This is a genomic window from Micromonospora sp. NPDC006431, assembly GCF_042870725.1.
GTDB lineage: Bacteria > Actinomycetota > Actinomycetes > Mycobacteriales > Micromonosporaceae > Micromonospora.
The window spans coordinates 202,521-228,471 of sequence record NZ_JBIAHQ010000007.1 but is presented as its reverse complement, the minus strand read 5'-3'; the positions used below and the strand labels follow the sequence as shown (position 1 = coordinate 228,471).

Sequence of the window (25,951 nt, the reverse complement as noted above, 5' to 3'; positions counted from 1 at the left end):
GACGGAGGCGCCCTCTGGGGCGACCAGCGGGCGACCGGCTACGTCCACAGGGGCCTGCCTTGCCCGGATGGCTCCCGGGTGCCTGCGGTCTGCTGCCGCAATGGACGCGATGGCCGCTGCCTCGGCGCTTGTGCAACGATCGTCGGGCGTCATGCCGACCTGCCGTCCGGCCGGTTGGCCCACGTACGGCCTTGCGCTGGCACGGGAAGGTGCCACACCTCGTATCCCTTGGAGAGCTTGATGTTCCGCTCCCCGGCTCGGGTGTTCGCCGCGCTGAACGCGGTGCGACCACCCGATCAGGCGGTCCCGATCATGGGCAAGGCGCTCGTGCTCGGTGGCAGCGTCGCCGGGTTGCTGGCCGCCCGGGTGTTGTCCGACCACGCGGAGAGCGTCGTCATCATCGACCGGGACGACCTGCAGGCGTCCGGCGAGCGGCCCGGTGTGCCGCAGGGGACCCAACTGCACGCGCTGCTGCCCGGCGGCTTCCTCCAGCTCGAGCGGCTGTTCCCGGGATTCCGCGAACAGGCACTGGCCCAAGGCGCGATCGAGGCTCCACCGGCGGCCAGGCGCAACTACCTCGACGGCCGCCGGAAGGTTGTCGTACCCGATGACGCCGACAGCTTGGCGGGGAGCCGGCCGCTGCTGGAAGGGCTGATCCGTCAGCAGGTGCTGCGGCTGCCCAACGTCAAGGCAGTCAACGCCCGCGCCACGGGTCTCGTCTGCGACGGCGCCGTGACCACCGGGGTCCGCTGTGACGTCGGCGGAATGCCGGGCGTCGAGTCCGGTGATCTCGTGGTGGACGCGATGGGGCGGTCGAGCAGGCTGTCCGAGTGGCTGGAGCAGGCCGGCTGGGAACGGCCCGTCGCGCGGCGGATGCCCGTGCACCTGAACTACGCCACCGCCCTGTTCCGACGCCGTGAGGCGAACCCGGAACTCGCGGTCGTCCTGGCCCTGCACAGTCCGGGGATGTCGTCGGACGTGGCCGGCGCGGCGTTCTTCGCGGTCGAGGATGGCCGGTGGATGGCCATGATGGCCGGTTACGGCGAGAATCGCCCGGGGCGGACCGCGGACGACTTCGTACGCCGGCTGCGGGAGCAGTTCCCACCGGAGTTCGGCGAGGTCGCCGGGGGCGAACTGCTCGGCGACGTCCAGACCTACCGTCATGCGGACAGCCGGCGACGGGATTTTCATGCGCTGAAGCGGTTTCCGGCCGGGGTCGTCAGCGTCGGTGATGCGGTCGCGTCGTTCAACCCCGTGTACGGGCAGGGGATGACCGCGGCCGCCCTGCACGCTGCCTGCCTGTCGGCGTACCTGCGGTCGAGCCCGGATCTGGGCGCGCCCGCGCGCCGGTTCTTCGCCCTGCAGAAGGTGGTGGTCGACGCCGCCTGGTCGACGTCGACCTCCGCCGACCTGGCGCTGCCGCACGTCAACGGGCCCTACCCGCGTGGGTACCGGTTCTCCAGCTGGGTGAGCCGGCAGATCGTCACGGCGACCGTCACGGACGTGACGACCGCGCGGCGGTTCAACGAGGTCGTTTCCATGCGGGCACACCCACGGTCGCTGGCCACACCCGGCGTGATACTCGGTGCCCTGCGCGCGAGCCGGCGGGCACGTTGATCCGGTCCGGCTAAAGCTCGGCCGCCTTGTCCAACGCCGCCAGGAAGTCGTCCACCAGGTCGGCGGTGTCCTCGATGCCGGTGGAGACGCGGACCAGCCCGTCCCCGATACCGCTGGCGGCCAGCTGCTCGGCGTCCACGATTCCCGCCCACATCGACCTCGGGTGCACCACCAGGGTGCTGACGCTGCCCAGGCTGGCCGCGCGCTTGGCCAGCCCCAGCCCGGCCAGCAGCGCGGCGGCGCCCGCCCGGCCAGCCTTCAGGTCGATGCTGAGCACCCCGCCGAAGCCGGTCATCTGCCGGCGGGCCAGCGCGTGCTGGGGATGCGACGGCAGTCCCGGGTAGCGGACCCGCGCCACCGCCGGGTGACCCTCCAAGACCCGGGCCAGGGTGGCGGCGTTGCTGTTGTGCCGCTCGACCCGCAGCGGCAGCGTACGGATGCCGCGTAGCAGGAGCCAGGCGTCGACCGGGCCGAGGGTGCTGCCCGTGACGATCGCGGTCTGCCACACCCGCTCGATCAGTTCGGCGGCGCCGACGACCACTCCCGCCGAAACGTCGGAGTGGCCGCCGAGGAACTTGGTGCCGCTGTGCCAGACCAGGTCCGCTCCGGCGCTCATCGGACGCTGGTTCACCGGGGTGGCGAAGGTGTTGTCGACCACCACGAGCGCGCCCGCCGCATGGGCCAACTCCACGACGGCCCTCAGGTCGGTCAGCTCCAGCAGCGGATTGCTGGGCGTCTCGACCAGCACCAGCCGGGTCTGCGGGCGCATGGCTCGTTCGAACGCCCCGAGGTCGGTCTGGTCGACCTGGGTGCAGGAGACCCCGAAGCGGGGCAGCAGTCCGGTGGTGAGTGAGGTGGTGCCGCCGTATGTGCTGCGCTGCACCACCACGTGGTCGCCGGCGGAGAGCAGGGCCAGCGCGACGGTGCTGATCGCGCCCATTCCCGAGGCGGTGACCAGACCCGTCTCCGCGCCTTCCAGTTCGGCGACCACGGCGGCCACCTGCGCGTGGTTGGGGTTGCCGTACCGGGTGTAGAAGGTGCTGCCCCGGGTCTCGGTGGCGATCGCGGTGAACCGCTCGTCGGACTCGGCACTGAAGGTCGCGCTCTGCACAATCGGCGGCGCCACCGCCCCACCGGGGTTCAGGCCGTCGTCGCCGTGCACGGCAGTGGTGCTGAGGCCGGTCAACGGTGCTCCTCTCGATAGCCGGGAACGGCCGACCGGGCCGGCCCGGGCCGGCCCGGTCGGCCGCTGATCAGGGGTCAGGCGGAACGGGCCACCCGGTCCACCAGCGCACCGTAGCTGCCCAGCGTCACGAACTCGGGCAGGGTGAGGTCGCTGCCGTGGCGCTGTCGCAGCACGGTGACCAGCCGCAGGGCGCGCAGCGAGTCCCCGCCGGCGGCCAGGAAGTCGGTCCCCGGGTCGCTCGGCGCGATGCCGAGCACCTCCTGCCAGGCCGCCGCCACCCGGGCCGCCCACCTGGTCCGCGCGTCGTCGTCGAGCGCTGGTGCGACGGCGGGTAGCGGTGCGGCCGGGTCGGCGGCCAGCAGGCGGCGGAAGCCGTCGGCGAAGGTGTCGACGCGGTCTGCCGGGACGTGCCGGTGGTCGTACTGGACGGTGAGGGCGAGGCGGCCGGTGTCGGCGTCCAGTGCGGCGTCGACGGCGAGGCTGAACGCCACGTCCACCGTGCTGCCCCGACTGTCCACGATGCGACTGCCGCCATCGGCCGGCCCGTTCGGGAAGTGGGTCCAGTTGAAGAAGTGGTCGAAGCGGGGGCCGGCCCCGCCGGCGCGGACTATCTCGGCGAGCGGGAAGCGGTGGTGCGCCATCAGCTCCCGCTCGGCCCGCCACACCTCGGCGGCCAGGTCGGCCAGGGACCGGGCGCCCAGCTGCACGCTCACCGGCAGGGTGTTGAGGAACAGGCCGAGGGTGGCATCGCTGCCGTCCCCCTCCGGCCGGCCGCCGACCACCAGGCCGCTGACCACGTCGTTGCGGCCGGCCAGCTCGCCGATCAGGCGCAGGTGGATGGCGAGCAGCCAGGACTTCACCGGCACGCCGGCCGCCTGCGAGGCCTCGGTGACCACGTCGGTCGTGCCGACCCTGAGCGGCACGCGCCGGGTGGTGGTGGTCCGCGGGCCCGGGCCGCCGAGCAGCAGCGGCGGCACCGCGCCGGGGCCGTCCAGCCAGAACCGGCGGGTGACCGGGTCCGCCAGGGCATCCCGCTCGGCCGCCACGTACTCCCGGAACGGCAGGCCGGGGCGGGCCGGGCGGGCGCTGCCGGCCCGCTCCCGGTCGTACGCGGCGAGCAGGTCGGTAAGGAACAGGTGCAGGCTCCAGCCGTCGAGGATGGCGTGGTACTCGGCGACGATCAGGGTGAACCCGTCGGCGTCCTCGCGGACGGCGTGCAGCCGCAGCAGCGGCGGGCGGGCCCAGTCGAAGGGGCGTACCCGCTCTTCCGCCACCAGCTCGTCAACCCGCTCGCGGCGGGCCTGCGGGTCGGCGTCGGCCAGGTCCGTCACCGGCACCTCGACCGGCACGTCCGCGTGCACGAGCTGCAACGGCTCCGAGTACGCGCCCAGCGCGAACCCGGTCCGCAGCACCGGGTGGGCGGCCACCAGGCCGGCCAGCGCGCGGCGCAGTGCCGCCGCGTCCAGCGGCGCCGCGATCCGGTGCGCGGTGACGTTGTGGTACATCGCCGGGTCGCCGGTCAGCTCGCAGTGGTAGACCATGCCCTGCTGCAGGGCGGTCATCGGGTACGCGTCGGTGAGCCCGGCGGGCAGCAGCTCCCGGTCGGCGGCGGCGACCAGTGCGAAGCGCTCCGCTTCCTCGGCCGCGCCGGAAGCCGTGGGCTCGGCGGAGGCCCCGTCGAGGGTGATCTGCCCGTGCGTGACGAGCTCCCTGATCGACTGGTAGGTGAAGATGTCGCCGAGCCGGAAGGAGAGCCCCCGCTTGTTCGCCGCGACCTGCATCTGGATGCTGCGGATGGAGTCGCCGCCGAGAGCGAAGAAACTGTCGGTCACGCCGAAGTTCGCCACCCCGAGGACCTCGCGCCACGCCTCGACCAGGATCTCCTCGGCCCGGTTGGCGGGCGTCACCGCCGCGCTGTCGCGAGGCCGGTCGAGGCGGGGTGCGGGCAGCGCCGCCCGGTCGAGCTTGCCGTTGCGGGTCAGCGGCAGCTCGTCGAGGAACACCACGGCGGCCGGGAGTAGGTGGGCCGGCAGCCGGTCGGCCAGCCAGCCGGCCAGGCGCTCCGCCAGCGGGCCGGCCGCCGGCCCGGCCGGGACGACCACCGGCGGGCGCGGATCGGCGGCGTACTCCGGGCGCACGGCGTGCAGGGTGTGCCGGTCGGTGCCGACGAGCAGGTCGTCCTGCCGGGTGAGCACGTCGAAGCCGTGGCCCTCGAAGAACGCGACCAGCTCGGCCAGCCGGCCTTCGGTGTCGGTGCCGGCCGCGTCGTGGACCTCCATGGCGACCTGCGCGATCCGCGGCCAGTGCCGGTCCGCCAGCCCGGCGAGCACGTCCGCCTCGGCGCGCTGCACGTCGATCTTCAGCAGGTCGATCCGCTGCGGGCCGATCTCGTCGAGCACGGCCGACAGCGGCCGGACCGGCACCGTGAGCTCCTGGCCGGCGAAGCGTTCCGCCAGCAGTTCGTCGACCCGGCCGAGGAGGACGTCGCGCTCGTCGGCGCCGGCGTCCCGCTCGTTGGCGAGGTACCGCTTGATCACCGACACCTCGGCGGCCGGGTTGGCGTACGCGGCGTGGCCGGACATCATCGAGTAGCCGGGGTAGTAGGTGAAGGACACCTCCCCGGCCGTCCGGGACAGCCCGAACCCGTGCACCGTGGCCGGTATGCCGAACTCGGCGACGTTGCGCCGTAGCACGTCGGCGACCGACGGCACCGGTTCGAACGCGTGGATCGCCGCGTCCGGGCAGACGGTGTGGACGAACAGCGAGAACATGCCGATGTTCGCGCCCACGTCAAGCACGGTCGCCCCGGGCCGCAGCACGATACCGTCGCGCAGGTAGACCTGCTGGACGAAGATCTCGTCGTACAGGTAGCGGGTCTCGTGCAGGTTGATCCCGGCGATCCGCTCGACGTCGACGGCTGCGGTCCCGGTTGGGCGGCCCGGCCGGACGTAGGCGACGAGCCGGTCGCCGTGCCCGTCGTCGTCGCGGGCCACCACGGCGGCGTCGGCGACCTCCGGGTGCTCGCGCAGGACGGTGGCGACCTCGCCCGGCTCCACCCGGAAACCGTGGATCTTCACCTGGTCGTCCAGGCGGCCCAGGTAGCGCAGCCGCCGGTCGGCGTCGAAGCGGACCCGGTCGCCGGTGCGGTACACCCGTTCGGTCCGGCCGGACGGCAGCGCCACCGGCACGAACCGCCGTGCGGTGGCGTCCGGGTCGCCGAGGTACCCGTCGGCGAGCTGCGGCCCGCTGACGCAGAGTTCCCCGGCCGCGCCCGGCGGCACCGGCCGCAGCTGCCCGTCGAGCACCCAGACCGCGACGCCGGGCAGCGGCCGGCCGATGGTCGGGGCGTCCCCGGCGCGTATCTGAGCCGCGCTGGTGTCCACCGTGCACTCAGTCGGGCCGTAGAGGTTGACCGCGCGGACGTCGGGCAGCGCCGCCACCGTCTCCCACAGGTCCGGCGCGATGGCCTCGCCACCGAGCAGCAGCAGGCCGGGCAGTCGGGTGTCGCCCGCCCCGGCGAGCAGGATGCGCAGCTGGGCGGGGGTCAGGTCGAGCACGTCGACGTCGTGGTCGGCGAGCGCGGCGGCCAGCGCGGCCCCGTCCCGCCGGACGTCCTCGGGGACCAGGTAGAGGCTGCGGCCGTGGCCGAGCTGCACGAGCTGCTTGATCGAGGCGTCGAAGGTGAGCGGAGCGTTCACCGCCACCCGCAGCCCGGGCCGGCTGCCCGCGTACACCGTCCGCTCCAGGGCATCGGCCAGGTGCGCGGCGGCGCCGTGCGAGACCTGCACCGGGCGGGGCGTGCCGGTGGAGCCGGAGGTGAAGATCACGTACGCCGGGTCGGCCGGGGCCAGCACGGCGGCGGGCGGCTGGCCGCCGGCCGCGGCGAGCTCGTCGACCGGCACGGTCGCCGGGCCGCCGACGCCGACGACGACCTGTGCGCCGACCGCGCGGACCTGGGCGGCGAGGCGCTGCGCCGGGGCGTCCGGGTCCAGCGGGACGAACACCGCCCCGGCCCGCAGCACGCCGAGGAACGCCACGACGGTGTCCCGCGACCGGGCGGCCAGCACCCCGACCGGGGTGCCGGACAGTCCCCGCGCGGCCAGCGCGCCGGCCACCCGCGTGGCCCGTTCGTGCAGCTCACCGACGGTGTACGCGCCGTCCGTGGCGACCACCGCCGCGGCGTCGGGGTCCATGCCAGCCAGGCCCGCGTCGAGCAGGTCGACGAGGGTTCGCCCCGGCGTCTCGGTGGTGCTCCCGGCCGCGTCGGCCAGCCAGCGGGCCGCCCCGTCGCCGAGTACAGCCAGTGGGGCGGCGGCGGTGAGCGCGGCGGGCAGGGTCCGCAGGATCGCCAGCAGTGCGTCGAGCAGCCACTGCCCGCCGACCACCCGCAGGGTGACCTGGTCGCCGGCGGTCAGGGCGGTGAGCTGCGGGCCGTCGGCCGGCGGCGGGTCGGCCACCGCCACGGCGGCGCCGTCGAGGCCGGCCACGGTGGCCGGGTCCACGGTGGGCAGCACCGCGAACCCGGCGACCGCCTCGGACTGCTCGTCCACCGGTTCGACCAGGTGGAACGTGTCGTCGGCGGCGGTCTCGGCGGCGTGGACGCAGGCCAGCAGGTCGGCGGGGGCGGCGGGCAGCGGCAGGGCCAGCCGGAGCGGGCCGTAGCCACCCAGTGGTCCGACCACCTCGGCGGTGCCGGCGGCCTGGCGGCCGTCGCTCCACCGGGCCAGCACCAGGTCCGCCTCATCGGCCCCGTCCGGCGCCTCGGCACGGCGGGAGACCGCGAGGGCCCAGGCGGCGAGGAGCACGGTGGCCGGCTCGACATTCGCGGACCGGGCGGCATCGGCCAGGGCAGCGGCGGGCACCGTCGCGGTGACCACCGCCGTCGGGTCGTCGCCGTGCGGGGTGACCAGCCGCGCGGCCGGGGTGGTGGGCGCGGCGGCCGGGTTCTGCTCCCGTTCCTCGAGTTGCCACTCGGCGACGTCGAGGAACTGCAGGGCCTCCGGGGCGTCCGGCAGCGCCTCGCCGGCGTAGGCCCGGGCCAGGTCGGCGAGGACCAGCCGAAGGCTGGCCGGGTCGGCGATCAGCGGGGTAGCGGTCAACTCCAGGACGTCGTCGGTGAGGGTGACGGACAGGTCGCCCTGGGCGCCGATCACCACGGCGCGGTTGTCGTCCACGTCCTGCAACGGCACCCGCAGGCCGGGGTGGTGCACCAGGGTCAGCCGTAGCGCCTCGTGCCGGGCCACCACCGTGTCGACGGCGGCCTGCAACCGCGCCCGGTCCAGCGGCCGGTGCAGCCGGACCCGGGCCCGGATCAGGTCCTGCTTCCCGGACCAGGCCAGGCGCTGGATCGGCGACAGACGGTATCCGTTCACAATTCGCTCCGGTTGACATAGAGGTCGGACATGGCGACGAGGATCTCCCGGTCGCCGCTGAAGGGTTCCCGGCCGTGGGTGGCCAGGAAGTTGTCCACGACCAGCACGTCGCCGCGCTGCCAGGGCACCGAGACGGCGTGCTGCCGGTACAGCTCGCGGATGCCGGTGACCACCTCGTCGGGGATCGGCTCGCCGTCGCCGTAGTACGCGTTGCGGGGCAGCCCGTCCGGGCCGTACTCGCGCAGCAGCGCGCCCGACACCTCCGCCGGCATGTTGGACACGTGGAACAGGTGGGCGTGGTTGAACCAGACCATCTCTCCGGTACGCGGGTGTGTGGCGACCGCCTGCCGCCGGGCCCGGGTGCGCAGCCCGTCCCCACCCAGCCAGGTGAACTCCGTCGCCGAGGCGGTGCAGTACGCCTCCACCTCCGCCCGGTCGGTGGTCTGGAACGCCTCCTGCCAGGGCAGGTCCAGGTGCGGGCCGTAGTTGCGCACGTAGCAGACGCCGGAGCGCAGGAACCGCTCCCGCACGTCGGCGGGGATCAACGGGGTGATGACCCGCTCGCTGGCCAGCGGGGTGGCCCCGCCGTCGCCGGTGGCCGGCTGCGCGCACCAGAAGTAGAGGTAGGTGGGCCAGTTGTGCGAGTACGACATCTCGTGGTGTAGCGGGATCCACTGCTCGGCGTTGAACTCGGTGGAGGTGAACACCCGGTCGGCGACCTCGTGGCGGGGGGCGGCCCGCTCCAAATAGCCGAGCAGGTCCGGGCTGACCGCCCGGGCGGCCTGGCTGAAGTCGTCGGCGGTGCCCACCTCGAAGCCGCGGAAGAACACGGCCCCGTAGCGGTCCAGGTCCGGCAGCAGCTCCTCGCGCCGGCCGGCGAGCCAGCCGGCCAGGTCGAGGTCGGGCACGGTGGCCTCGACGAGCAGCACGAACTCCTCGTCCACGAGCACCCGCCGGGACACCGGCGAGGCGACCGTGCTGATACCGCGACGACGCGGCCCCGGCCCGCTCACGGCAGCACCTTTCGTTCGCGGCTGCGGGGCTCGCAGACCCGGCTCACTCCTCGCGCTCACGGCGCCACCTTTCGTTCGCGGCTGCGGGGCTCGCAGGCCCGGCTCACTCCTCGCGCTCACGGCCGGTCTCCCGTCGTGGCCGTGCCGGAGCGGAGCGCCTCGGTCAGCTCGGGCGCGGCGACCGGGTCGGACATCGCGGTGAGGATCCGTCGGGGCGGGGTGAACGGCTCCCGGGCGTGCGCGGCGAGCATGTTCTCCACCAGCAGCACGTCGCCGCGCCGCCACTCGAAGGAGCGGGTCTCGGCGGCGTACGCCGCCCGCAGCTCGGCCAGCACCTCGTCGGGGATGGGCGTGCCGTCCCCGTACGCGGTCTGGTAGGGCAGGTCCTCCTCGTCGAGGGCGGCCCGCAGGCCGGCGCCGACGTCCTCGGGCAGGGAGGTGACGTGGAAGAACAGCGCGTGGTTGAACCAGGTCCGCTCTCCGGTGACCGGGTGGCGGCGTACCGCCGGGCGGACCTGCCGGGTCCGCAGCTGCTGGTCGCTGACCCATTCCACGTCGATCAGCGCCCGGGCGCAGTACGCCTCGACGTCCTCGCGCCGCTCGGTCTGGAACGCGGTCTGCCAGGAGAGGCTGATGCCGGGCAGGTAGTTGCGCCGGTAGAGCACCCCGCGCCGTTCGAACTCGGCGACCGTCTCTGGGCGGAGCCGGGCGAGCACCCGGCGGCTGTCGGCCAGCGGAGTGCGCCCGCCGGCGGCCGGCGCCACCTCGCAGTGGAACACGATGCGCAGCGGCCAGTTCACCGTGTACGACTGCTCGTTGTGCAGCACGATCGGCTGGTCGGCGGGGTGCTCGGTGGAGGTGTACACCCCCTCGGTGACCTTGCTGCGCGGCGAGGAGCGTTCGCCGTAGGAGAGCACGTCGCCGGAGACGGCGGCCATCACGGTGCGGAAGTCGTCCGGGCCGGCCACGGCGAAGCCGCGGAACAGCACGGCTCCGGCCCGGCGGGCCAGTTCGTCGACGTCGTCGCGGTGGCCGGCTAGCCAGCCGGCCAGGTCGATGTCGGGCACGTTGGCCTGCACCAGTGCCGGCAGCGGGCCACCGGGCCAGTCGGGCCGCACGTCCACCAGGTTCCGGTCGCGGCCGCGACGGGGGATGGTCCGCGCGACCCGGGTCTGCTCACTCATCTTTCGCTCCAAAGGTGTCGGCGCAGTCGGCCAGACTGCGCCGGGGGTCGGCGGCGGCGGTACGCAGCAGCGCGGTGAACCGCCGGTGCCACGCGACCACTCCGTCGTGGTCGAACAGGTCGGTGCGGTAGGTCCAGAGCGCCTCCAGCCCGTCCCGCCGCTCGTCGAGCCAGAGGGTCAGGTCGAGCCGGGCGGTGTCCGGGGTCAGTTCCACGCCGGTGAACTCCCCGGCCGCGCCGTGATGCCGGGCCGGCGGGGCGTTCTGCACGCCGAAGGCCACCTGGACGAGGGGGTTGCGGTGCGGCCGGCGGGTGGGCCGCAGCCGCTCCACCAGCAGGTCGAAGGGGACGTCCTGGTGGGCCGCGGCGAACAGGGTGACCCGGCGGGCCTCGTCGAGCAGGTCGGCGAAGTGGCGGTCGGGGGCGGGCCGCAGCCGCAGCGGCAGGGTGTTGACGTAGCAGCCGACGCTCTGCTCGGCGGCGACGCTGGTCCGGCCGGCGAACGCGACGCCGACCAGCAGGTCGTGTCGGCCGGTGGCGGTGCCGAGCAGGGCGGCGAAGGCGGCCAGCCCGACCATGTGCAGACTGACCCGCTCGGCCCGGGCCAGGTTTCGCACCGCTTGGGCGGTGGCGGTGTCCACGGTGGTCCGCAGCGCGGCACCCGACGGCGGGCCGTCGCCGGGTCGCGCGGCGGGCGGCGGCAGATCCGGCCGGGCCGGGACGGCGGATCGGTCGAGCCGGCCCAGGCGGGGCGGGGCCGAGGGAAGGTCGAGCAGGTCCGGTGCATCGCGTACTTCATCCAGCACGTCGGCCACCGCCTGCCGCCCGGCCGGTCCGGCCAGCCAGTCCCGCTCGATCAGGGCGAGCGCCGCTGGGTCGACTGCCATGGGTTCGGTCGCCGCCGTGGCCGGGTCCGCCTCGGCGTCGTACGCGCGGGCCAGGTCCCGCACGATCACCCCGAAGGACCAGTCGTCGCAGACGATGTGGTGGACGACCAGCAGCAGCGCCACCGCGTGGCCGGTGTCGTCCGGCACCAGCTGGGCGCGCAGCAGTGGACCGGCGGCCAGGTCCATCGGTGACCGGGTGGCTGCGGCGGCGAGCCGGGTGAGGCGGTCGTCGAGCGGCGCGCCCGCGTCGGGCGGCGCGACGACCGGTGCCACCTCCGGGGTGGGGTGGAGGTGCTGCACCGGCCCGTCGGGTCCGGAGGGGAACGTCGTGCGCAGGGCCGGATGCCGGTCGACCACTCGACGCAGCGCCCGGGCCAGCCGGTCCGGGTCCAGCGGCGTGGCGAACCGGATCGCGAAGGCGAGCAGGTAGGAGGTGTCGTCCGGGTTGAGTTGGTGCAGGAACCAGAGCCGGGTCTGCGCGGCGGACAGCGGGGCGGGGCCGGTCGGCGCCGGGGCGGCCGGCGCGCTGGCCGGCGGCGGGTCGGTGGTCAGCCCGTCGAGGTGGTCGGCCAGCGCGGCGAGGGTCGGGTGGGTGAAGAGGTCGGCGGGTCGGACCGGCCGGCCGGTCGCGGCGGCGAGCCGGGTGGCGCAGCGGACCGCGAGCAGGGAGTCGCCGCCGAGGGCGAGGAAGTCGCTGTCGGCGCCGGTGACGGGTACGCCGAGCACCTCGCGCCAGACGGCGGCCACCGCGCCGGCCGTCCCGGGCAGCGGTCCGGTGTCGGGTGCGGTGTCGTCGCCGAGGGTGGGGGCGGGCAGGGCGGCGCGGTCCACCTTGCCGTTGGGCAGGGTGGGCAGCCGGTCCAGCCAGACCAGGGTCGCGGGGACCAGGGGCGCGGGCAGCACCTCGGCCAGCCGGGCGCGTACGTCGTCGCGTCGCTCGCCGACCAGGTAGCCGACGAGCAGCGGATCACCGCTCGGTCCTTCCCGTACGGCGGCGGTCGCTTCGCGGACCCCGGGCAGGGCGGCGAGGCGGGCGGAGACCTCGCCCAGCTCGATCCGGTAGCCCCGCAGCTTCACCTGGTCGTCGAGCCGACCCAGGTACGCCAGCTGCCCGTCCGGTCGCAGCCGGACCCGGTCGCCGGTGCGGTACATCCGCTCGCCGGGCCGGAACGGGTCGGGCAGGAACCGGGCCCGGGTCTCCTCCGGCCGGTCGAGGTAGCCGCGGGCCAGGCCCGCCCCGGCCAGGTAGAGCTCGCCCGGATCGCCCGGCTGGACCGGCTGCCCGTCCGGGTCGAGGACGTAGGCGCGGGTCTGCGGCAGCGGGCGGCCGATCGGCGGGTCTCCGCTGTCCGGTGGCACCTCCGCCCAGGTGGAGTAGGTGGTGTCCTCGGACGGGCCGTAGAGGTTGCACAGCCGGCGTACGTGCGGGCGGGACCACACCCGGGCGGCCAGCGCGGCGGTGAGCGGCTCGCCGGCCAGGCAGACGGTGCGCACGCTCCGCGGTAGGGCGCCGGCGGTGAGCAGTTCGCCCATCGCGGAGGGGACGGTGTTGACCAGGGTGACGGGCAGCCGGTCCGCCCCGGGGGCGGCGAGGGCCAGCACGTTGTCGACGAGCACCACCCGGCCGCCCCAGCAGAGCGGGGCGAAGATCTCGAAGATGGACAGGTCGAAGCAGACCGAGGTGGCGGCGAGCAGGCCGCCCAGTTCGGCGTCGTCGAAGGTCTGTCGGGCCCAGTGCATGAGCAGCGAGGCTGACCGGTGTTCGATGGCCACGCCCTTGGGTCGCCCGGTGGAGCCGGAGGTGTAGATGACGTACGCCAGGTCCGCCGGCGTGGCCGGTGCCGCCGGGTCGGTGCTGTCCTCGGTCGGGTCGAGCCGGTCGACCGGGATCGCGGTGTCGGGGAACCGGTCGGCGAGGTCGGAGTGGGTCAGCACCAGCCGCACGCCGGAGTCGGCGGTCATGAACGCCACCCGGGCCGGCGGGTAGGCCGGGTCCAGGGGCACGTAGCAGGCGCCGGCCTTGAGCACGGCGAGCAGGGCGACCACCAGCTCGGGCGTGCGCGGCAGGCAGACGCCGACGCGTTCCTCCTGGGTCACCCCGCGCTGCAGCAGCACCCGGGCCAGCCGGTTGGCGGCGTCGTCGAGCTCACGGTAGGACAGGGTGCGGTCGGTGTGCCGTACCGCCTCCGCGTCGGGGGTGCGGGCGGCCTGCGCCGCCACCATCCGGTGCAGGCAGTCCGCGGCAGGCGCGGCGCCGCTCGGGCGCCGGCCCGCGGCCCGGCGGGTGGGGCCGGCGGGTCGGGTGGGTGCGCTCACCGGCGTGGACCTCCGCTCTTGTGCAGCGCGAGCTGGCGGTCGGCGGCCTCCTGCAGGCGGTCCTTGTCGGCGAGGATGACGGCGCCGGGGTCGTTGTCGGGCAGTTCGTCCTCGACGTTGCGGATCGGTCGGTAGGCGATGCCGGCGGCGGCGAGGGCGAGGGAACAGAGTCCCGCCACGATCGCCGCGACGGCCATGCCGCGGCCCGGTCCGCTGCCGACCACGGCGGCCAGCGCACCGTCGGGCGACACCATCGGGGCGAAGACGTGTTCCGCGAGCGGGCCGGCGGTGAGGAAACCGGCCGGCACCATCAGCCAGGACAGCATCTGGCCCATGGACAGGACCCGTCCCTGCAGCTCCAGCCCCACCTTGGCCTGCACGATGGCCAGCCAGTGCGTGTTGACCAGCGCGGTGGCCAGGCCCATGCCGAACAGGCCGAGGGTCGGGAACAGCGGGCTCGGGTGCAGGCCGACGGTGAGCAGTGACGCGCCGAGGAGCACGACGCTGGCCAGGATGCCGGTGGTACGCCGAGCCGTGCCGCCCCAGACGCCCATGAGGACCGAGCCGACGAGCATGCCGACCCCGCTCGCGGCGAGCACCCGGCCCAGTACGGCCGGGTCGCCGAACGACAGGGTCAGCGGGGTGACCAGGACCTCGACCATCGAGAAGAAGTAGTTCAGCGACGCGGTCAGCACGACCAGTGCCACCAGGCCATGCCGGCGGATGATGAACCGCCAGCCGCCGAGGATCTCCCGCAGGAACGGCTCCTCGCGCCTGACGAAGAGGGTGTCCGGGAAGCGGACCGACAGGGTGACGGTGACCGCGACGGCGAAGGTGAGCAGGTCGATGACGACGATCCCGCGCAGCCCGACGGCGATCACCAGCGCGCCGCCGACCAGCGGCGCCAGCACGGTGCTCGTCGCCGTGCCGAGGGAGACGATGCCGTTGGCGCGCCCGTAGTACCGCTTCGGTACGAGTTGGGTGACGGCCGCCAGGTAGGCGGGTTGCTGGAAGGCGGTCGCCACCGCGGTGACGGTGATGGCGGTGAACACGTGCCACAGCTGGAGTTGCCCCAACCACAGCAGGAAGGCGAGGCTCACGGTGCCGGTGGCGGCCAGAGTGTCCGCGAGGACCATGATCCGCCGTCGGTCCCACCGGTCCGCCAGCGCGCCGGCGATGGGGGAGAGGACCACGGCGGGCAGCAGCGCCAGGACGGTGGCCGTGGCGAACAGCGACACCGACCGGGTCTGCTGGTAGACCCACAGGCTCATGCCGAAGCCCGTCAGTCCACTGCCGATGAGCGAGACGAGTTGACCGATCGCGATCAGGTAGAACACCGTCAGGCTGGGCATCGCCCGGCGCGCGGCGGGCCGGTGGGCGGCCGGTGCGGCCGGGACGGCAGCGACGTGCTCCGGCTGCTCGGGTAGCGGCGTGGGCGCGGGGTCGGTCTCCGGGGCGTCGGCCCGCGGCGGGGATGCCGTGGTCGACGCGCCGCAGTTCGCCAGGATGATGCTCGCCAGCTCGCGCGGCTGGTGCTTGGCGAAGTAGTGGCCGGCGCCGTCGATGACCTCCAGCGACACCCGGTCGGAGAAGAACTCCCACTCCAGGTACCGCTCCTGGTACAGCTCGGTGGCGCGGTCGCCGCTGCCGACGACGCAGACGATCGGGGCCGACAGTTTCCGGGGCAGGCCGTTGGCGTAGACGTCGGTGTAGTAGTCCTCGCCGGCCGCCGAGTCGGCCAGGACCACGCGCATGACGAAGTCCTTCTCGTTCTCGTCGAAGACCTCGGTGAAGAAGCCCATCGCGCGCAGCGCTTCCAGGGTCCGCCGCTTCGACGTCCAGCGTTCCAACGGGAACCACCGGCGCAGCCAGGTGAACAGCCGCCCGGGCAGTCTCGGGGCGGGGAAGTGGGCGCCGATGACCACCCCGGTCAGGTCGACGCCGGCTGCTTCGAGCCGGCGGGCCAGCTCCACCGCTTCGGCGCCGCCCACGCAGTGTCCGTACACCGCCACCGGGCCCTTGATGCCGTCGAGGACCTCGGCCACGCAGCGGTCCACCAGCTCGTCCAGGCCCAGCAGGGGTTCGTCCGGGCGGTTCAGGTCGTGACCGGGCCGTTCCAGCGCGTACAGGGACACCCCCGGTGGGAGGGCGTCGGCGAGGGGCTGGAAGGTGATCGCACTGCCGCCGCCGAACGGTACGCACAGCAGCGTCAGCTGGGTCGGCGTCGCCGGTCGGGACGGGGTCAGCTCGTGCAGCAGCCGCCCGACGGAGCCGCCGGTCGCGTCCAGGTGCTCGGTCAGCGACCGGATCGTCGGGTAGCGGAACAGATCGAGGACGCTGATCGCCGGGTCGTTCCCCGCCAGCGCCTTGATGGCCTTGAAGGAGTCGCCGCCGAGGTCGAAGAAGTCGTCGTCGATGCCGACGCTGTCGTAGCCGAGCACCGCCGCCCACCGTTCGGCCAGGGCCTTCCGCAGCGGGGTGTCCGGTGGGGTGGCGCCGACGGTGGCGCTGCCGCGTCGGGGCGCGGGCAGTGCCGCGCGGTCGACCTTGCGGTTGGCGTTGAGCGGCATGCGGTCGAGCACCACGAAGGCGGACGGCACCATGTAGTCCGGCAGGTAGGTGCGGGCGAAGGCGCGCCACGGCGCCGGGTCGGCGTCGAAGTCGGCGGTGACCTGCGGCGTCGTCTCCGGGGCCGGGTCGGGTTCCGCTGCGGTGGTCAGGGTCAGGTAGGCCGTGATCGTCTTCTCACCCTCGTCCTCGCGGACCACGACGGCGGTGTCGCGTACCGACGGGTGGCGGCGCAGCACCGCCTCGATCTCGCCGAGTTCGATACGGAATCCGCGCACCTTCACCTGCGAGTCGCTGCGGCCGACGAACTCGATGCGGCCGTCGGCCAGGTAGCGGCCGAGGTCGCCGGTGCGGTACAGCCGCCCGCCGCCGTCCGGGTCCGGCACGAACCGCTGCGCGGTCAGCGCCGGGTCGCCGTGGTAGTCGCGGGCCAGTCCCGCCCCGCCGAGGTACAGCTCACCGAGGACGCCCACGGGGGCGGGGGACAGCTGCGGGTCGAGCACGTAGATCCGCATGTTGCCGATCGGGCGGCCGATGGTGAGATGCGTGCAGCCGGGCTCGATGCGTTCCATGGTGGACCAGACGGCGGCCTCGGTCGGACCGTAGAGGTTCCACAGCGCGCCGACCCGTTCGGCCAGTTGCCGGGCCAGCGGCGCGGACACCGCCTCGCCACCGCACACGGCCGTCAGGCCGGGCAGTCCGGTCCAGCCGGACTCGATCAGCAGCCGCCAGGTGGCCGGGGTGCCCTGAGCCAGGGTGACCCCTTCCGTGGCGAGCAGTTCGGCCAGTCGGCTCGCGTCGTAGGCGACATCGCGGCCCACCATCAGCATCCGGGCGCCGACCACGAGGGGCAGGAACAGCTCCGGTACGGACATGTCGAAGGCGAAGCTGGCCATCGCGAGCATGGTGCCGTCGGCGGTCAGACCCGGCCGTTCGCGCATGGCGGCCAGCGTGTTGACGACGGCGCCGTGCGTCACCCGTACGCCCTTGGGGCGTCCCGTCGACCCGGACGTGTAGATCACGTACGCGAGGTCGTCCGGACCGGCGAGGGGCTCGGGGTCGGTGTCCGGCTCGGTGGCCAGGGACGCCGGGCCGCTGTGCAGCACCTCGCCGGCGTACCCGGCGAACCGGTCGGCGAGGTCCGCCTCGGTGACCAGGACCGGGGCGGCGCTGTGCGTCAGCACGTACCGCTGCCGCTCGATCGGGTAGTCGGGGTCTACCGGGACGTACGCGCCGCCGGCCTTGAGCACGCCGACCAGGGTGACCGGCAGTTCGGGCGTGCGATTGAGGCAGACGGCGACGGTGATGTCCGGGCCGACGCCGGCGCGGCGGAGCCGGTGGGCGAGCCGGTTGGCCCGGGCGTTGAGCTCGGCGTAGGTGAGCGTGGTCGCCCCGAACGTCACGGCGGGCCGGTCGGGGTTCGCCGCGGCCTGGTGTTCGATCAGCTCGACGAGGGTCGGTGTCTTCCCGTCGCGCCCCGGCGTGCCCCAGCCGAGCGGGGTGGCGGTGTCGTTCCATTCGGCGACGCGGGCCAGCTCGGCGGGGGTGAGGACGGCCATTTCCGCGAGCCGGACGCCGGGGTCGGCGACGGCGGCGGCGAGCAGCGTCGCCAGGTGCCCCATCATCCGCTCGGCGGTCGCCGCGTCGAACAGGTCGGTGTTGTACTCCAGCCGGAACCGCAGCCCCTCGGCCACCTCGTACGCGTACAGGGCGAGGTCCTGCTGGGCGATGCCCGGCTCGACGGCGAACTGGACCATCCGCAGCCCGGTGGTCCGCAGGTCCTGCTCGGGCACGTTCAGCATGTTGAACATCACCTGGAACAGGGGATTCCGGCTGAGGTCGCGGGGCGCGTCGACGAGGTCGACGAGGCGCTCGAACGGCACCTCCTGGTGGTCGTACGCGCCCAGCGCCGTGCGCCGCACCCGCGTGAGCAGCTCGTCGAAGGTCCAGTCGCCGTCGATGACGGTGCGCAACGGCAGCATGTTGACGAAGAAGCCGACCATCGGTTCGAGCTCGGCGCGGACCCGTCCGGCGACCGGGGTGCCGACACAGATGTCGGCCTGACCGGTGTAGCGCCAGAGCAGGGCCTTCAGCGCGGCCAGCACGGTCATCGCCAGCGTGGCGCCTCGGGCCTGACTGAAGCGGCGCAGTTCGTCGGCCGTCTGCGAAGGCAGGACGAGGGTGCTGACCGCGCCGTCGAACGTCTGCACGGGCGGCCGCGGCCGGTCGGCGGGCACCTCCAGGACGCTGGCCACGCCGTCGAGTTGCCGGCGCCAGTACCGCATGTCGTCGCTGTCGGCGTCCGCCATCCGGTTGCGCTGCCAGCGCGCGTAGTCGCCGTACTGGATGGCCAGTTCGGGCAGCGGCGAGGGGCGGCCGTCGAGGACGACGTCGTAGAGCGTGGCCAGTTCGCCGGCGATGATGCCGAGGGACCACCCGTCGGAGACGTTGTGGTGCATGGTCAGCGACAGCACGTGCCGGTCGTCGGCGATGCGGAGCAGCACGGCCCGGAACAGCGGCCCGCGGGCCAGGTCGAACGGGCGTCGGACGTCGGCGGCGAGGGCCTGGTGCACCCACGGCGGCACCGCGTCGGCGACCGCGGACTCCACGATGCTGCGGGTACCCCCGAGCGGGTCCGTCTCCGCACCGGCCGGCGCGGACCTGATCGCCAGCTCGACCGGGCCGGGCGGCAGCACCTCCTGAACCGGGTCGCCGTCGGGGCCGAGCGGGAAGACGGTACGCAGCGACTCGTGCCGCCGGACCAGCTCCGCGAGGGCGCCGCGCAGCGCGTCGACGTCGAGGGTGCCGTCCAGCAGCAGCGTGGTGCTGACGGTGTAGGCGTTCTGGTGGTACGCCTGGTCGAGGAACCACAGCCGGTGCTGCCCGGAGGACAGCGGCGCCGGACCGGTGCCGGGATCGGTGCGGGGGATGGCCGGCGGGGCCGGCGCGGCGGCGGGCTGCTCGGCGGGAACGTCCACGGGACGGGCGGGTGCGGTGCCGGTCGCCGGCAGCGCCGCCGCGAGCTGCGCGACGGTCGGCTGCGCGAAGACCGTCTCGAGCGGCAGCGCCACGCCGAGCCGGGCCCGCAACCGTACGACGAGTTGGGTGGCGAGCAGCGAATGCCCGCCCAGCTCGAAGAAGTTGTCGAGCGCCCCGACCGGCCGGATGCCGAGCAGCTCGCTCCAGATCTCCGCCACGCGCTCCTGCATGGGCGTGTTCGGGGCGACGTAGGCCGTGCTGAGCGCCGGCCGGTTGCCGGCATCGACGGGCTCGGGCGCGTCCGGCGTGGCCGGGGCGGTGGCCACCAGGGCAGGTGCGGGGTCCGCCGCGATCGTGCGCGGCACGGCGTCCACCCAGTGCCGGTGCCGTTCGAACGGGTAGCCGGGCAGGGCCAGCCGCCGGCGCGGGCCGTGGAACCGGCTCCAGTCGACCGGTACGCCGGACAGCCACATCCGGCCGACCGCGTCGAGCATGGTGATGAGGTCGTCGGCGTCGCTGCGCGGATGCCGCATCGCCGCCACCACCTGACCGGGCTTCAGGCCCGCCAACCGGGCCAGGCCGCCCAGGGCGTGCCCGGGGCCCAGCTCGGCGAGGACCACGTCCTGCTCGGCGAGCAGCGCGGCCGACTCGGCGAACCGCACCGGCTCCCGCAGGTGCCGCACCCAGTAGCCGGGATCGGTGACCTGGCCGGGAGTGACCGGGCTGCCGGTCAGGTTGGCCAGGTAGGGGCGTTCGGGTTCGGCGTAGGTGACCCAGCGGGCGTGGTCGGCGAACTCGTCGAGCACCGGGTCGAGCAGGGCGGAGTGGTAGCCGCGGGTGACCCGCAGCGGCCGGCAGTCGATGCCGTCAGCCGTCAGCCGCAGGCGAAGCTGCCCGATCGCCTCCGGGTCGCCGGAGAGCACGCACAGCGCGGGGGCGTTGACGGCGGCGAGCGACACCCGGTCGTCGAGCAGGCCGGCCACCGCCGTCTCGGGCAGGCTCACCGCGAGCATCGCCCCGGCCGGGGTCCGCTCGACCAGCTCACCGCGGGCGGCCACCAGGCGCAACGCGTCGGCCAGGGAGAAGACGCCGGCGAGGCACGCGGCGACGTACTCGCCGAGGCTGTGCCCCACCATCAGGTCCGGGGTCACGCCCCGGGCGAGCAGCGTCCGGGCGAGGGCGTACTCGGTGACGAACAGCGCGGGCTGGATGAGCCGGGGCTGTGCGAGCAGCCGCTCGGCCTGCTCGGGTGCGTCGGGCGCCGGGCAGAGCAGGGTACGCAGGTCCACCCGCAGGTCATCGCGGAGCAGCTCCGCGCACTCGTCCACCACGGCCCGGTAGGTCGGTTCCGCGCGGTACAGGCCGGCGCCCATCGCCACGTGCTGGGCGCCGTGGCCGGGAAAGGCGAACACCAGCGGTCGCCGCCCGCCCGCGTGGGCGCCGGTGAACTGCCGTTGCGGCGAGTCGAGCGCGGCCAGCGCGTCGGCGCGGTCCGCCGCGACGAGGAAACGACGTTGACTCATCGACTGCCGCCGGCCCAGGTTGGCCGCCACGTCGGCGAGGTTCACCGCCGGGTGCGCGTCCAGCCAGTCGCGGACCTGCCCCGTCTGCCGGTCCAGCGACTCCGTCGTACGGGCCGACACGACCAGCAGCTGCGGCCCCGTGGCCGGCGTCTCCGGCGGCCCGTCGGGCGACGTGGCGGGCGGCTCCTCCAGCACGACGTGGGCGTTCGTGCCGCCCATGCCGAACGAGCTGACCCCCGCCCGGCGAGGGCCGTCGCCGGGCCACGGGCGGGCGGTGTCGTTGAGATAGAACGGGCTGCCCTCGAAGTCGATCGCCGGGTTGGGTCGGCTGACGTTGATCGTCGGGGGGAGCGTCCGGCGGTACAGCGCCATGACCGTCTTGATCAGGCCGGCGACACCGGCGGCGGCGTCGGTGTGCCCGATGTTGGCCTTGACGGAGCCGAGGGCGCAGAAGCCGCGGTCGTCGGTGCCGACCCGGAACGCCTCGGTCAGCGCGGTCACCTCGATGGGGTCGCCGAGGCTGGTGCCCGTTCCGTGGGCCTCCACGTAGCTCAGCGAACGGGGGTCCACCCCGGCCGTCGCGAGGGCGCTGCTGATCACCTCGACCTGGCCGTCGACGCCCGGCGCCGTGTACCCGGTGCGGCGCGCCCCGTCGTTGTTGATGGCGGAACCGCGGATCACCGCGTACACGGTGTCGTTGTCCGCGACGGCGTCCTCGAGTCGCTTGAGCACGACGATCCCGACACCGCTGGATTCGATGCTGCCGCGCGCGTCCGCACTGAACGGGCGGCAGTGCCCGTCGGGGGAGTAGATCCCACCGTCGTGGTAGAGGTAGCCGCGTCGCTGCGCGGGGAAGATGCTCACGCCGCCGGCCAGGACCAGGTCGGATTCGCCGGTCAGCAGGCTCTGCCGGCCGAGGTGCACGGCCACCAGCGAGGTCGAGCAGGCGGTGGCGACGGTGACGGCGGGACCGGTGAGGTCGAGCTTGTAGGCGACCCGGCTGAGCAGGAAGTCCTTGTCGTTGCCGAGGGACAGCTGGTGCTCGCCGAGGGCGCTCATCAGCTCGGGGTGGCTGCTCAGATGGTCGAGCAGGTAGCTGCTGCGACCCGACCCGGCGAACAGGCCGATCCGGCCGGGGTGGCCGGACGGGTCGTAGCCGGCGTGCTCCAGCGCGTGCCAGGCGCATTCCAGCAGGAGCCGGTGTTGCGGGTCGAGGGTCTGCGCCTCGCGGGGCGTGATGCCGAAGAAGGCCGCGTCGAACTGGTCGATGCCGGGCAGGTAGGTACCGGCCCGGACGTACGCCGGGTCGTCGAGCCGGGTCGGGTCCGCGCCGTCGGCCAGCATCTCCTCGACGGTGAACTCCTGGACCGACTCCACGCCGGTCCGGATGTTGTGCCAGTACTCGTCGAGGCTCCGGGCGCCGGGGAAGCGGCAGGCCATGCCGACGACGGCGATCAGGCCGCTGGGCTGCCCGGTGTCGTCGCTCGCGCCGGCGTGTGCGACGCGGGCCGGCGCGGGGCGTGGGGCGGCCGGGGCGCTCGCCGTCCCGGTGGTGGCGTTGGTGAGGAACACCGCCAGCGACTCGACGGTGGGGTTCCGGAACAGGTCGGTGACCGTGACGACGTCGCCGAGCTGTGCGCGCAGCCGCTCGAGGACGGCCAGCAGGCGCATCGAGTGGCCGCCGAGGTCGAAGAAGTTGTCCCGCACCCCGACCCGGTCGACACCGAGCACGTCGCGCCACACGTCCACGACCAGCCGTTCGAGGTGAATCCGGGTGGCGTCCCACTGGACCGGCCCGGGGCCGGCGGGCCCAGATCGTTCGGCCGTGCCCGGCTGGTCCTGCTGGGGCGCGAGGCGCTGCCGCGGCAGGTCCGGTGCGCGACCGGGGGCGGGCAGTGCGGCCGTGTCCACCTTGCCGTTGCCGGTCAGCGGCAGCGCGTCGAGGAAGACGAACGCGGCGGGAACCATGTATGACGGCAGGTCGGCGGCGAGGGCCGTCCGGAGGATCCCGGTGTCGTGGCCGGCGTTCGCGACGCCCGCCACGTACGCGACGAGCTGCGGGTCGTCGGGGTCGTCCCGGCGCAGCTGCACCGTCACGTCGCGGTCCGGCAGGTGCCGCCGGACGGCCGCCTCGATCTCGCCGCACTCGATGCGGTAGCCACGCAGCTTGACCTGGTTGTCGGTGCGGCCCAGGTATTCGAGGTTCCCGTCCGGGCACATGCGCACCAGATCGCCGGTACGGTACAGCCGCGCGCCGGGGACGGCCGAGAACGGGTCCGGGACGAACCGCTCGGCGGTCAACCTCGGCTGGTGCAGGTAGCCGCGCGCCACGCCGGCTCCGCCGACGTACAGCTCGCCGACCACGCCCGCCGGGACCGGGTTCCCCCACGTGTCGAGCACGTACAGCTCGGTGTTGGCGATCGGCCGGCCGATGGCGATCGAGCCGTCGCCCGGGGTGGCCGGCTCGACTTCGTACGCGGCGCAGCCGACCACGGTCTCCGTCGGCCCGTACTCGTTGACCAGCGCGGTGGCGGGGGCGTGGGCCCGCCAGGGCGCCACCTGGTCGGCGCGCAGGTTCTCCCCGCCGATGACGAAGCACCGGGTGCGGCCGGCCAGCTCGGCGGGGCGGAGCTGGTGGTTGACCAGGTCGAGCTGCGCCGGGGTGATCTTGACCAGCCCGAACGGCGTCCGCTGCCGGCGCAGCGCCTCACCCAGCGCCTCCGGGCCGAGGTGTTCGCCGATCATCAGGACGGTGGCGCCGCTGGTCAGCGGGACCAGCAGGCTCGTGACGGTCAGGTCGAACCCGATCGACGAGTGCAGCGGCACCGTGTCTCCGGGCTGCAGCCGGTAGGCCTGGGCCGCCCAGCGTACGTAGTTGCACACGCCGCGGTGGGTGACCATGACGCCCTTGGGGCGGCCGGTGGACCCGGAGGTGTAGATGACGTACGCGAGGTCCTCCGTCGACGGCGTCGGCCGTCGCCGCGGCCGCCGCTTCGGCCCACCGCCCGAACTGCCGTTGCCACGATCGGGGTCGGGTTGCGTGACCGGGGTGTCCAGAGCCGGCATCAGCAGCGCCGTGTCGTCGGGCACCAGGTGCGCCAGCTCGGCGCAGGTGAGGACGACCGGGGCGGCCGTGTCGGCGAGCAGATAGCGCAGTCGGGCGGGCGGGTTGGCCGGATCCATGGGCACGTAGGCCGCGCCGGTCTTCAGCACGGCGAGGACCGCCACGGCGAACGGGACCGCGCGGGGCAGCAGCACGCCCACCAGGCCGCCGATGCCGACGCCCCGCTGGCGCAACGTCTCCGCCAGCGCCTCGGCCCGCGTGTGCAGCTCGTGATAGGTCAGCGCGGCGTCGCCGTCGGTCACCGCCACGCCGTCGGGGGTCCGGCGCGCCTGCTGCTCGATCAGCACGTGGACCAGGTCGTCCGGCTCGGCGGGGGTGGCGGTGCGGTTCCATTCCGCGATGAGCTGCCGGTACTCGCCCGGGGTGAGCATCGCGGCCGCGCCGACCGGTGCGCCCGGGTCGGCCACCAGCGACCGCAGCAGCGTCTGAAAGTGTCCGGCGAGGCGGACCATCGCGCCGTCGTCGAACAGGTCGGTGCGGTACTCCAGCACGGTCCGCACGCCGTCGGTGTTCTCCCGTACCGAGACGGTGAGGTCGAACTTGGCCGTGGTGCCGGGCGCCTCGAGCGGGGTGACCTCAAGGCCGTCGAGGCGCGGCGGTGCGGCCTCGCGGCCGTACACGAACATCACCTGGAACAGCGGGGTGAAGCCGGGCCGGCGGGCCGGGCGCAGCGACTCGAGCAGCGCCTCGAAGGGAAGCTCCTCGTTGCTCAGGCCCTCGAGGACCGCGGTACGCACCCGGTCGAGCAGCGTCTCGAACGACGGGTTGTCGTCCAGCCGGGCGCGGATGGCGACGGTGTTCAGCAGGAGCCCGACGAGTTTCTGCGCCTCGGGCCGCTGCCGGTTGGCGGTGGGCGTGCCCACCACGATGTCGCGCTGTCCCGTCCAGCGGGCCAGCAGCACCTGCACCACGGCGAGCATGACCATGTACGGGGAGACGCCCAGCCGGTGGCACAGCGCCATCAGCGCCTCGGTGGGCACGTCCAGCGGGACCGACAGGGTGGACCCCGCGCTGGACGGCACGGCGGGCCGTGGCCCGCGGGTGGGCAGTTCGAGGACGGCGGGCGCGTCCGCGAGCTGCGCGCGCCAGTATGCGCGTTGGGCGGCCGCCTCCGCACCGCTGAGCCAGTCGTGCTGCCACGCCGCGTGGTCGCGGTAGTCGACGTCGACCGGGTCGAGGTCCGCCGGCTGCCCCGTGCGGTGTGCGGTGTAGAGCTGTTCCCACTCGTCGTGGAGGATGCTCAGCGACCACTCGTCGACGGCGACGTGGTGCAGCGTCAGCAGGAGCACGTGCTCCTCCGGCGCGCAGCGCAGCAGGCTGGCCCGCAGTACCGGTCCGTGTTCCAGGTCGAGCGGGGTGCGCGCCTCGGCGTCGAGCCGGGCCTGCAGCTCCTGGTCGCGTTGCCAGGTGGGCAGCCCGCTCAGGTCGTGCACCCGCAACAGCCCCGGGCGCGGGTCGTGGACCACCTGGCGCACGCGCTGCACCGCACCGTCCGGACCCGGCGACCCGGCCGCGGCGTCCGCCGCCGGTGCGAGGGTGGTGCGCAGCGCGGCGTGTCGGGCCACCAACCCGTCGAGCGCCGCCGACAGAGCCGCCAAGTCCAGCGGTCCGTGCAGCCGGTACGCCAGCGGCACCAGGTAGGTGGCCGCCTCCGGGTCGAGCCGGCTCAGATACCACATCTGGCGTTGCGCGTACGAGGCCGCGACGGGGCCAACGGGGCGCTCGGAGTCGACCCGGGGCCGCGCGACGGGCGTCGCTTGCCGGGACCTCAGGACGTCGGTCATCGAGTGTGCCTTCTCTGCGTCAGCACCGGCCGGAGGAGCGCCGCCAACGCGCCGGCCCGTTCCACCAGTTGCTCGTAGTCGGGTAGGGCGAACCTGTCCATGCCGGCCGGTTGACGTGGCGTGCCAGCCCTCGTGATCAGCTTGTTCATGTGACAGATGTAGATCCTTAATAGGAGAAGCCCGTCGACATCATGGCACTGATGATCTTGGTTGGGGGATCCCCGGATTGTGTCGGCTGTCGATGCTTTCGGTGCCGAGGCTGTTGCACGTTCGTCTATTTTTTCGCCGGCGGCAAAATCTCTGACCCGGAAGCTGTCGCGCGGACGATTGACCGAGTCGGGCGGCGGTCGCGCGCGCGGGCAGATCGCCGCCGGGCTTCCCGCGCGGGCCTACCTCGCG

General features: G+C 74.0%; 8 protein-coding genes. 1 reads left to right on the top strand and 7 read right to left on the bottom strand.

Annotated features, from left to right (window positions below; all coding sequences use genetic code 11):
- Positions 1-240 precede the first annotated feature (240 nt).
- Positions 241-1,617: an FAD-dependent oxidoreductase gene (locus tag ACFYM6_RS15575; protein WP_387275884.1), complete on the top strand. Its 1,377-nt coding sequence runs from the start codon at positions 241-243 to the stop codon at positions 1,615-1,617.
- A 10-nt stretch (positions 1,618-1,627) separates the two neighbouring features.
- Here the strand turns inward: ACFYM6_RS15575 and ACFYM6_RS15570 are convergent, their stop codons facing one another.
- The 7 genes from ACFYM6_RS15570 to ACFYM6_RS15540 all read right to left on the bottom strand — a co-directional run bounded on the left by ACFYM6_RS15570 (position 1,628) and on the right by ACFYM6_RS15540 (position 25,701).
- Positions 1,628-2,803, bottom strand: coding sequence for a trans-sulfuration enzyme family protein (locus ACFYM6_RS15570; RefSeq protein WP_387275882.1), 1,176 nt, complete (start codon positions 2,801-2,803; stop codon positions 1,628-1,630).
- Positions 2,804-2,877: 74 nt separating this feature from the next.
- Entirely contained in the window at positions 2,878-8,175 is a 5,298-nt protein-coding gene (locus tag ACFYM6_RS15565; RefSeq protein WP_387275881.1) for an amino acid adenylation domain-containing protein, read from the bottom strand.
- A complete protein-coding gene (locus tag ACFYM6_RS15560) occupies positions 8,172-9,188 on the bottom strand; it encodes a TauD/TfdA family dioxygenase (protein WP_387275879.1) in 1,017 nt (338 codons plus the stop codon). The genes ACFYM6_RS15565 and ACFYM6_RS15560 overlap by 4 nt, the downstream gene beginning before the upstream one ends.
- Positions 9,189-9,304: 116 nt before the next feature.
- Positions 9,305-10,372, bottom strand: coding sequence for a TauD/TfdA family dioxygenase (locus ACFYM6_RS15555; RefSeq protein WP_387275877.1), 1,068 nt, complete (start codon positions 10,370-10,372; stop codon positions 9,305-9,307).
- On the bottom strand, positions 10,365-13,574 hold the full coding sequence (locus ACFYM6_RS15550; protein ID WP_387275875.1) for an amino acid adenylation domain-containing protein: 3,210 nt from the start codon (positions 13,572-13,574) through the stop codon (positions 10,365-10,367). Before ACFYM6_RS15550 ends, ACFYM6_RS15555 begins: the two co-directional genes overlap by 8 nt.
- Entirely contained in the window at positions 13,571-25,552 is an 11,982-nt protein-coding gene (locus ACFYM6_RS15545) for an amino acid adenylation domain-containing protein (protein ID WP_387275873.1), read from the bottom strand. Before ACFYM6_RS15545 ends, ACFYM6_RS15550 begins: the two co-directional genes overlap by 4 nt.
- On the bottom strand, positions 25,549-25,701 hold the full coding sequence (locus ACFYM6_RS15540) for a hypothetical protein (protein WP_387275872.1): 153 nt from the start codon (positions 25,699-25,701) through the stop codon (positions 25,549-25,551). The genes ACFYM6_RS15545 and ACFYM6_RS15540 overlap by 4 nt, the downstream gene beginning before the upstream one ends.
- Positions 25,702-25,951: the final 250 nt, after the last annotated feature.

What these genes read in the sequence shown, in the direction of transcription:
- ACFYM6_RS15575 (WP_387275884.1), top strand. Translation starts at nt 241, where the DNA reads ATGTTCCGCTCCCCGGCTCGGGTGTTCGCCGCGCTGAACGCGGTGCGA.
- ACFYM6_RS15555 (WP_387275877.1), bottom strand. Translation starts at nt 10,372, where the DNA reads ATGAGTGAGCAGACCCGGGTCGCGCGGACCATCCCCCGTCGCGGCCGC.
- ACFYM6_RS15545 (WP_387275873.1), bottom strand. Translation starts at nt 25,552, where the DNA reads ATGACCGACGTCCTGAGGTCCCGGCAAGCGACGCCCGTCGCGCGGCCC.
- ACFYM6_RS15540 (WP_387275872.1), bottom strand. Translation starts at nt 25,701, where the DNA reads ATGAACAAGCTGATCACGAGGGCTGGCACGCCACGTCAACCGGCCGGC.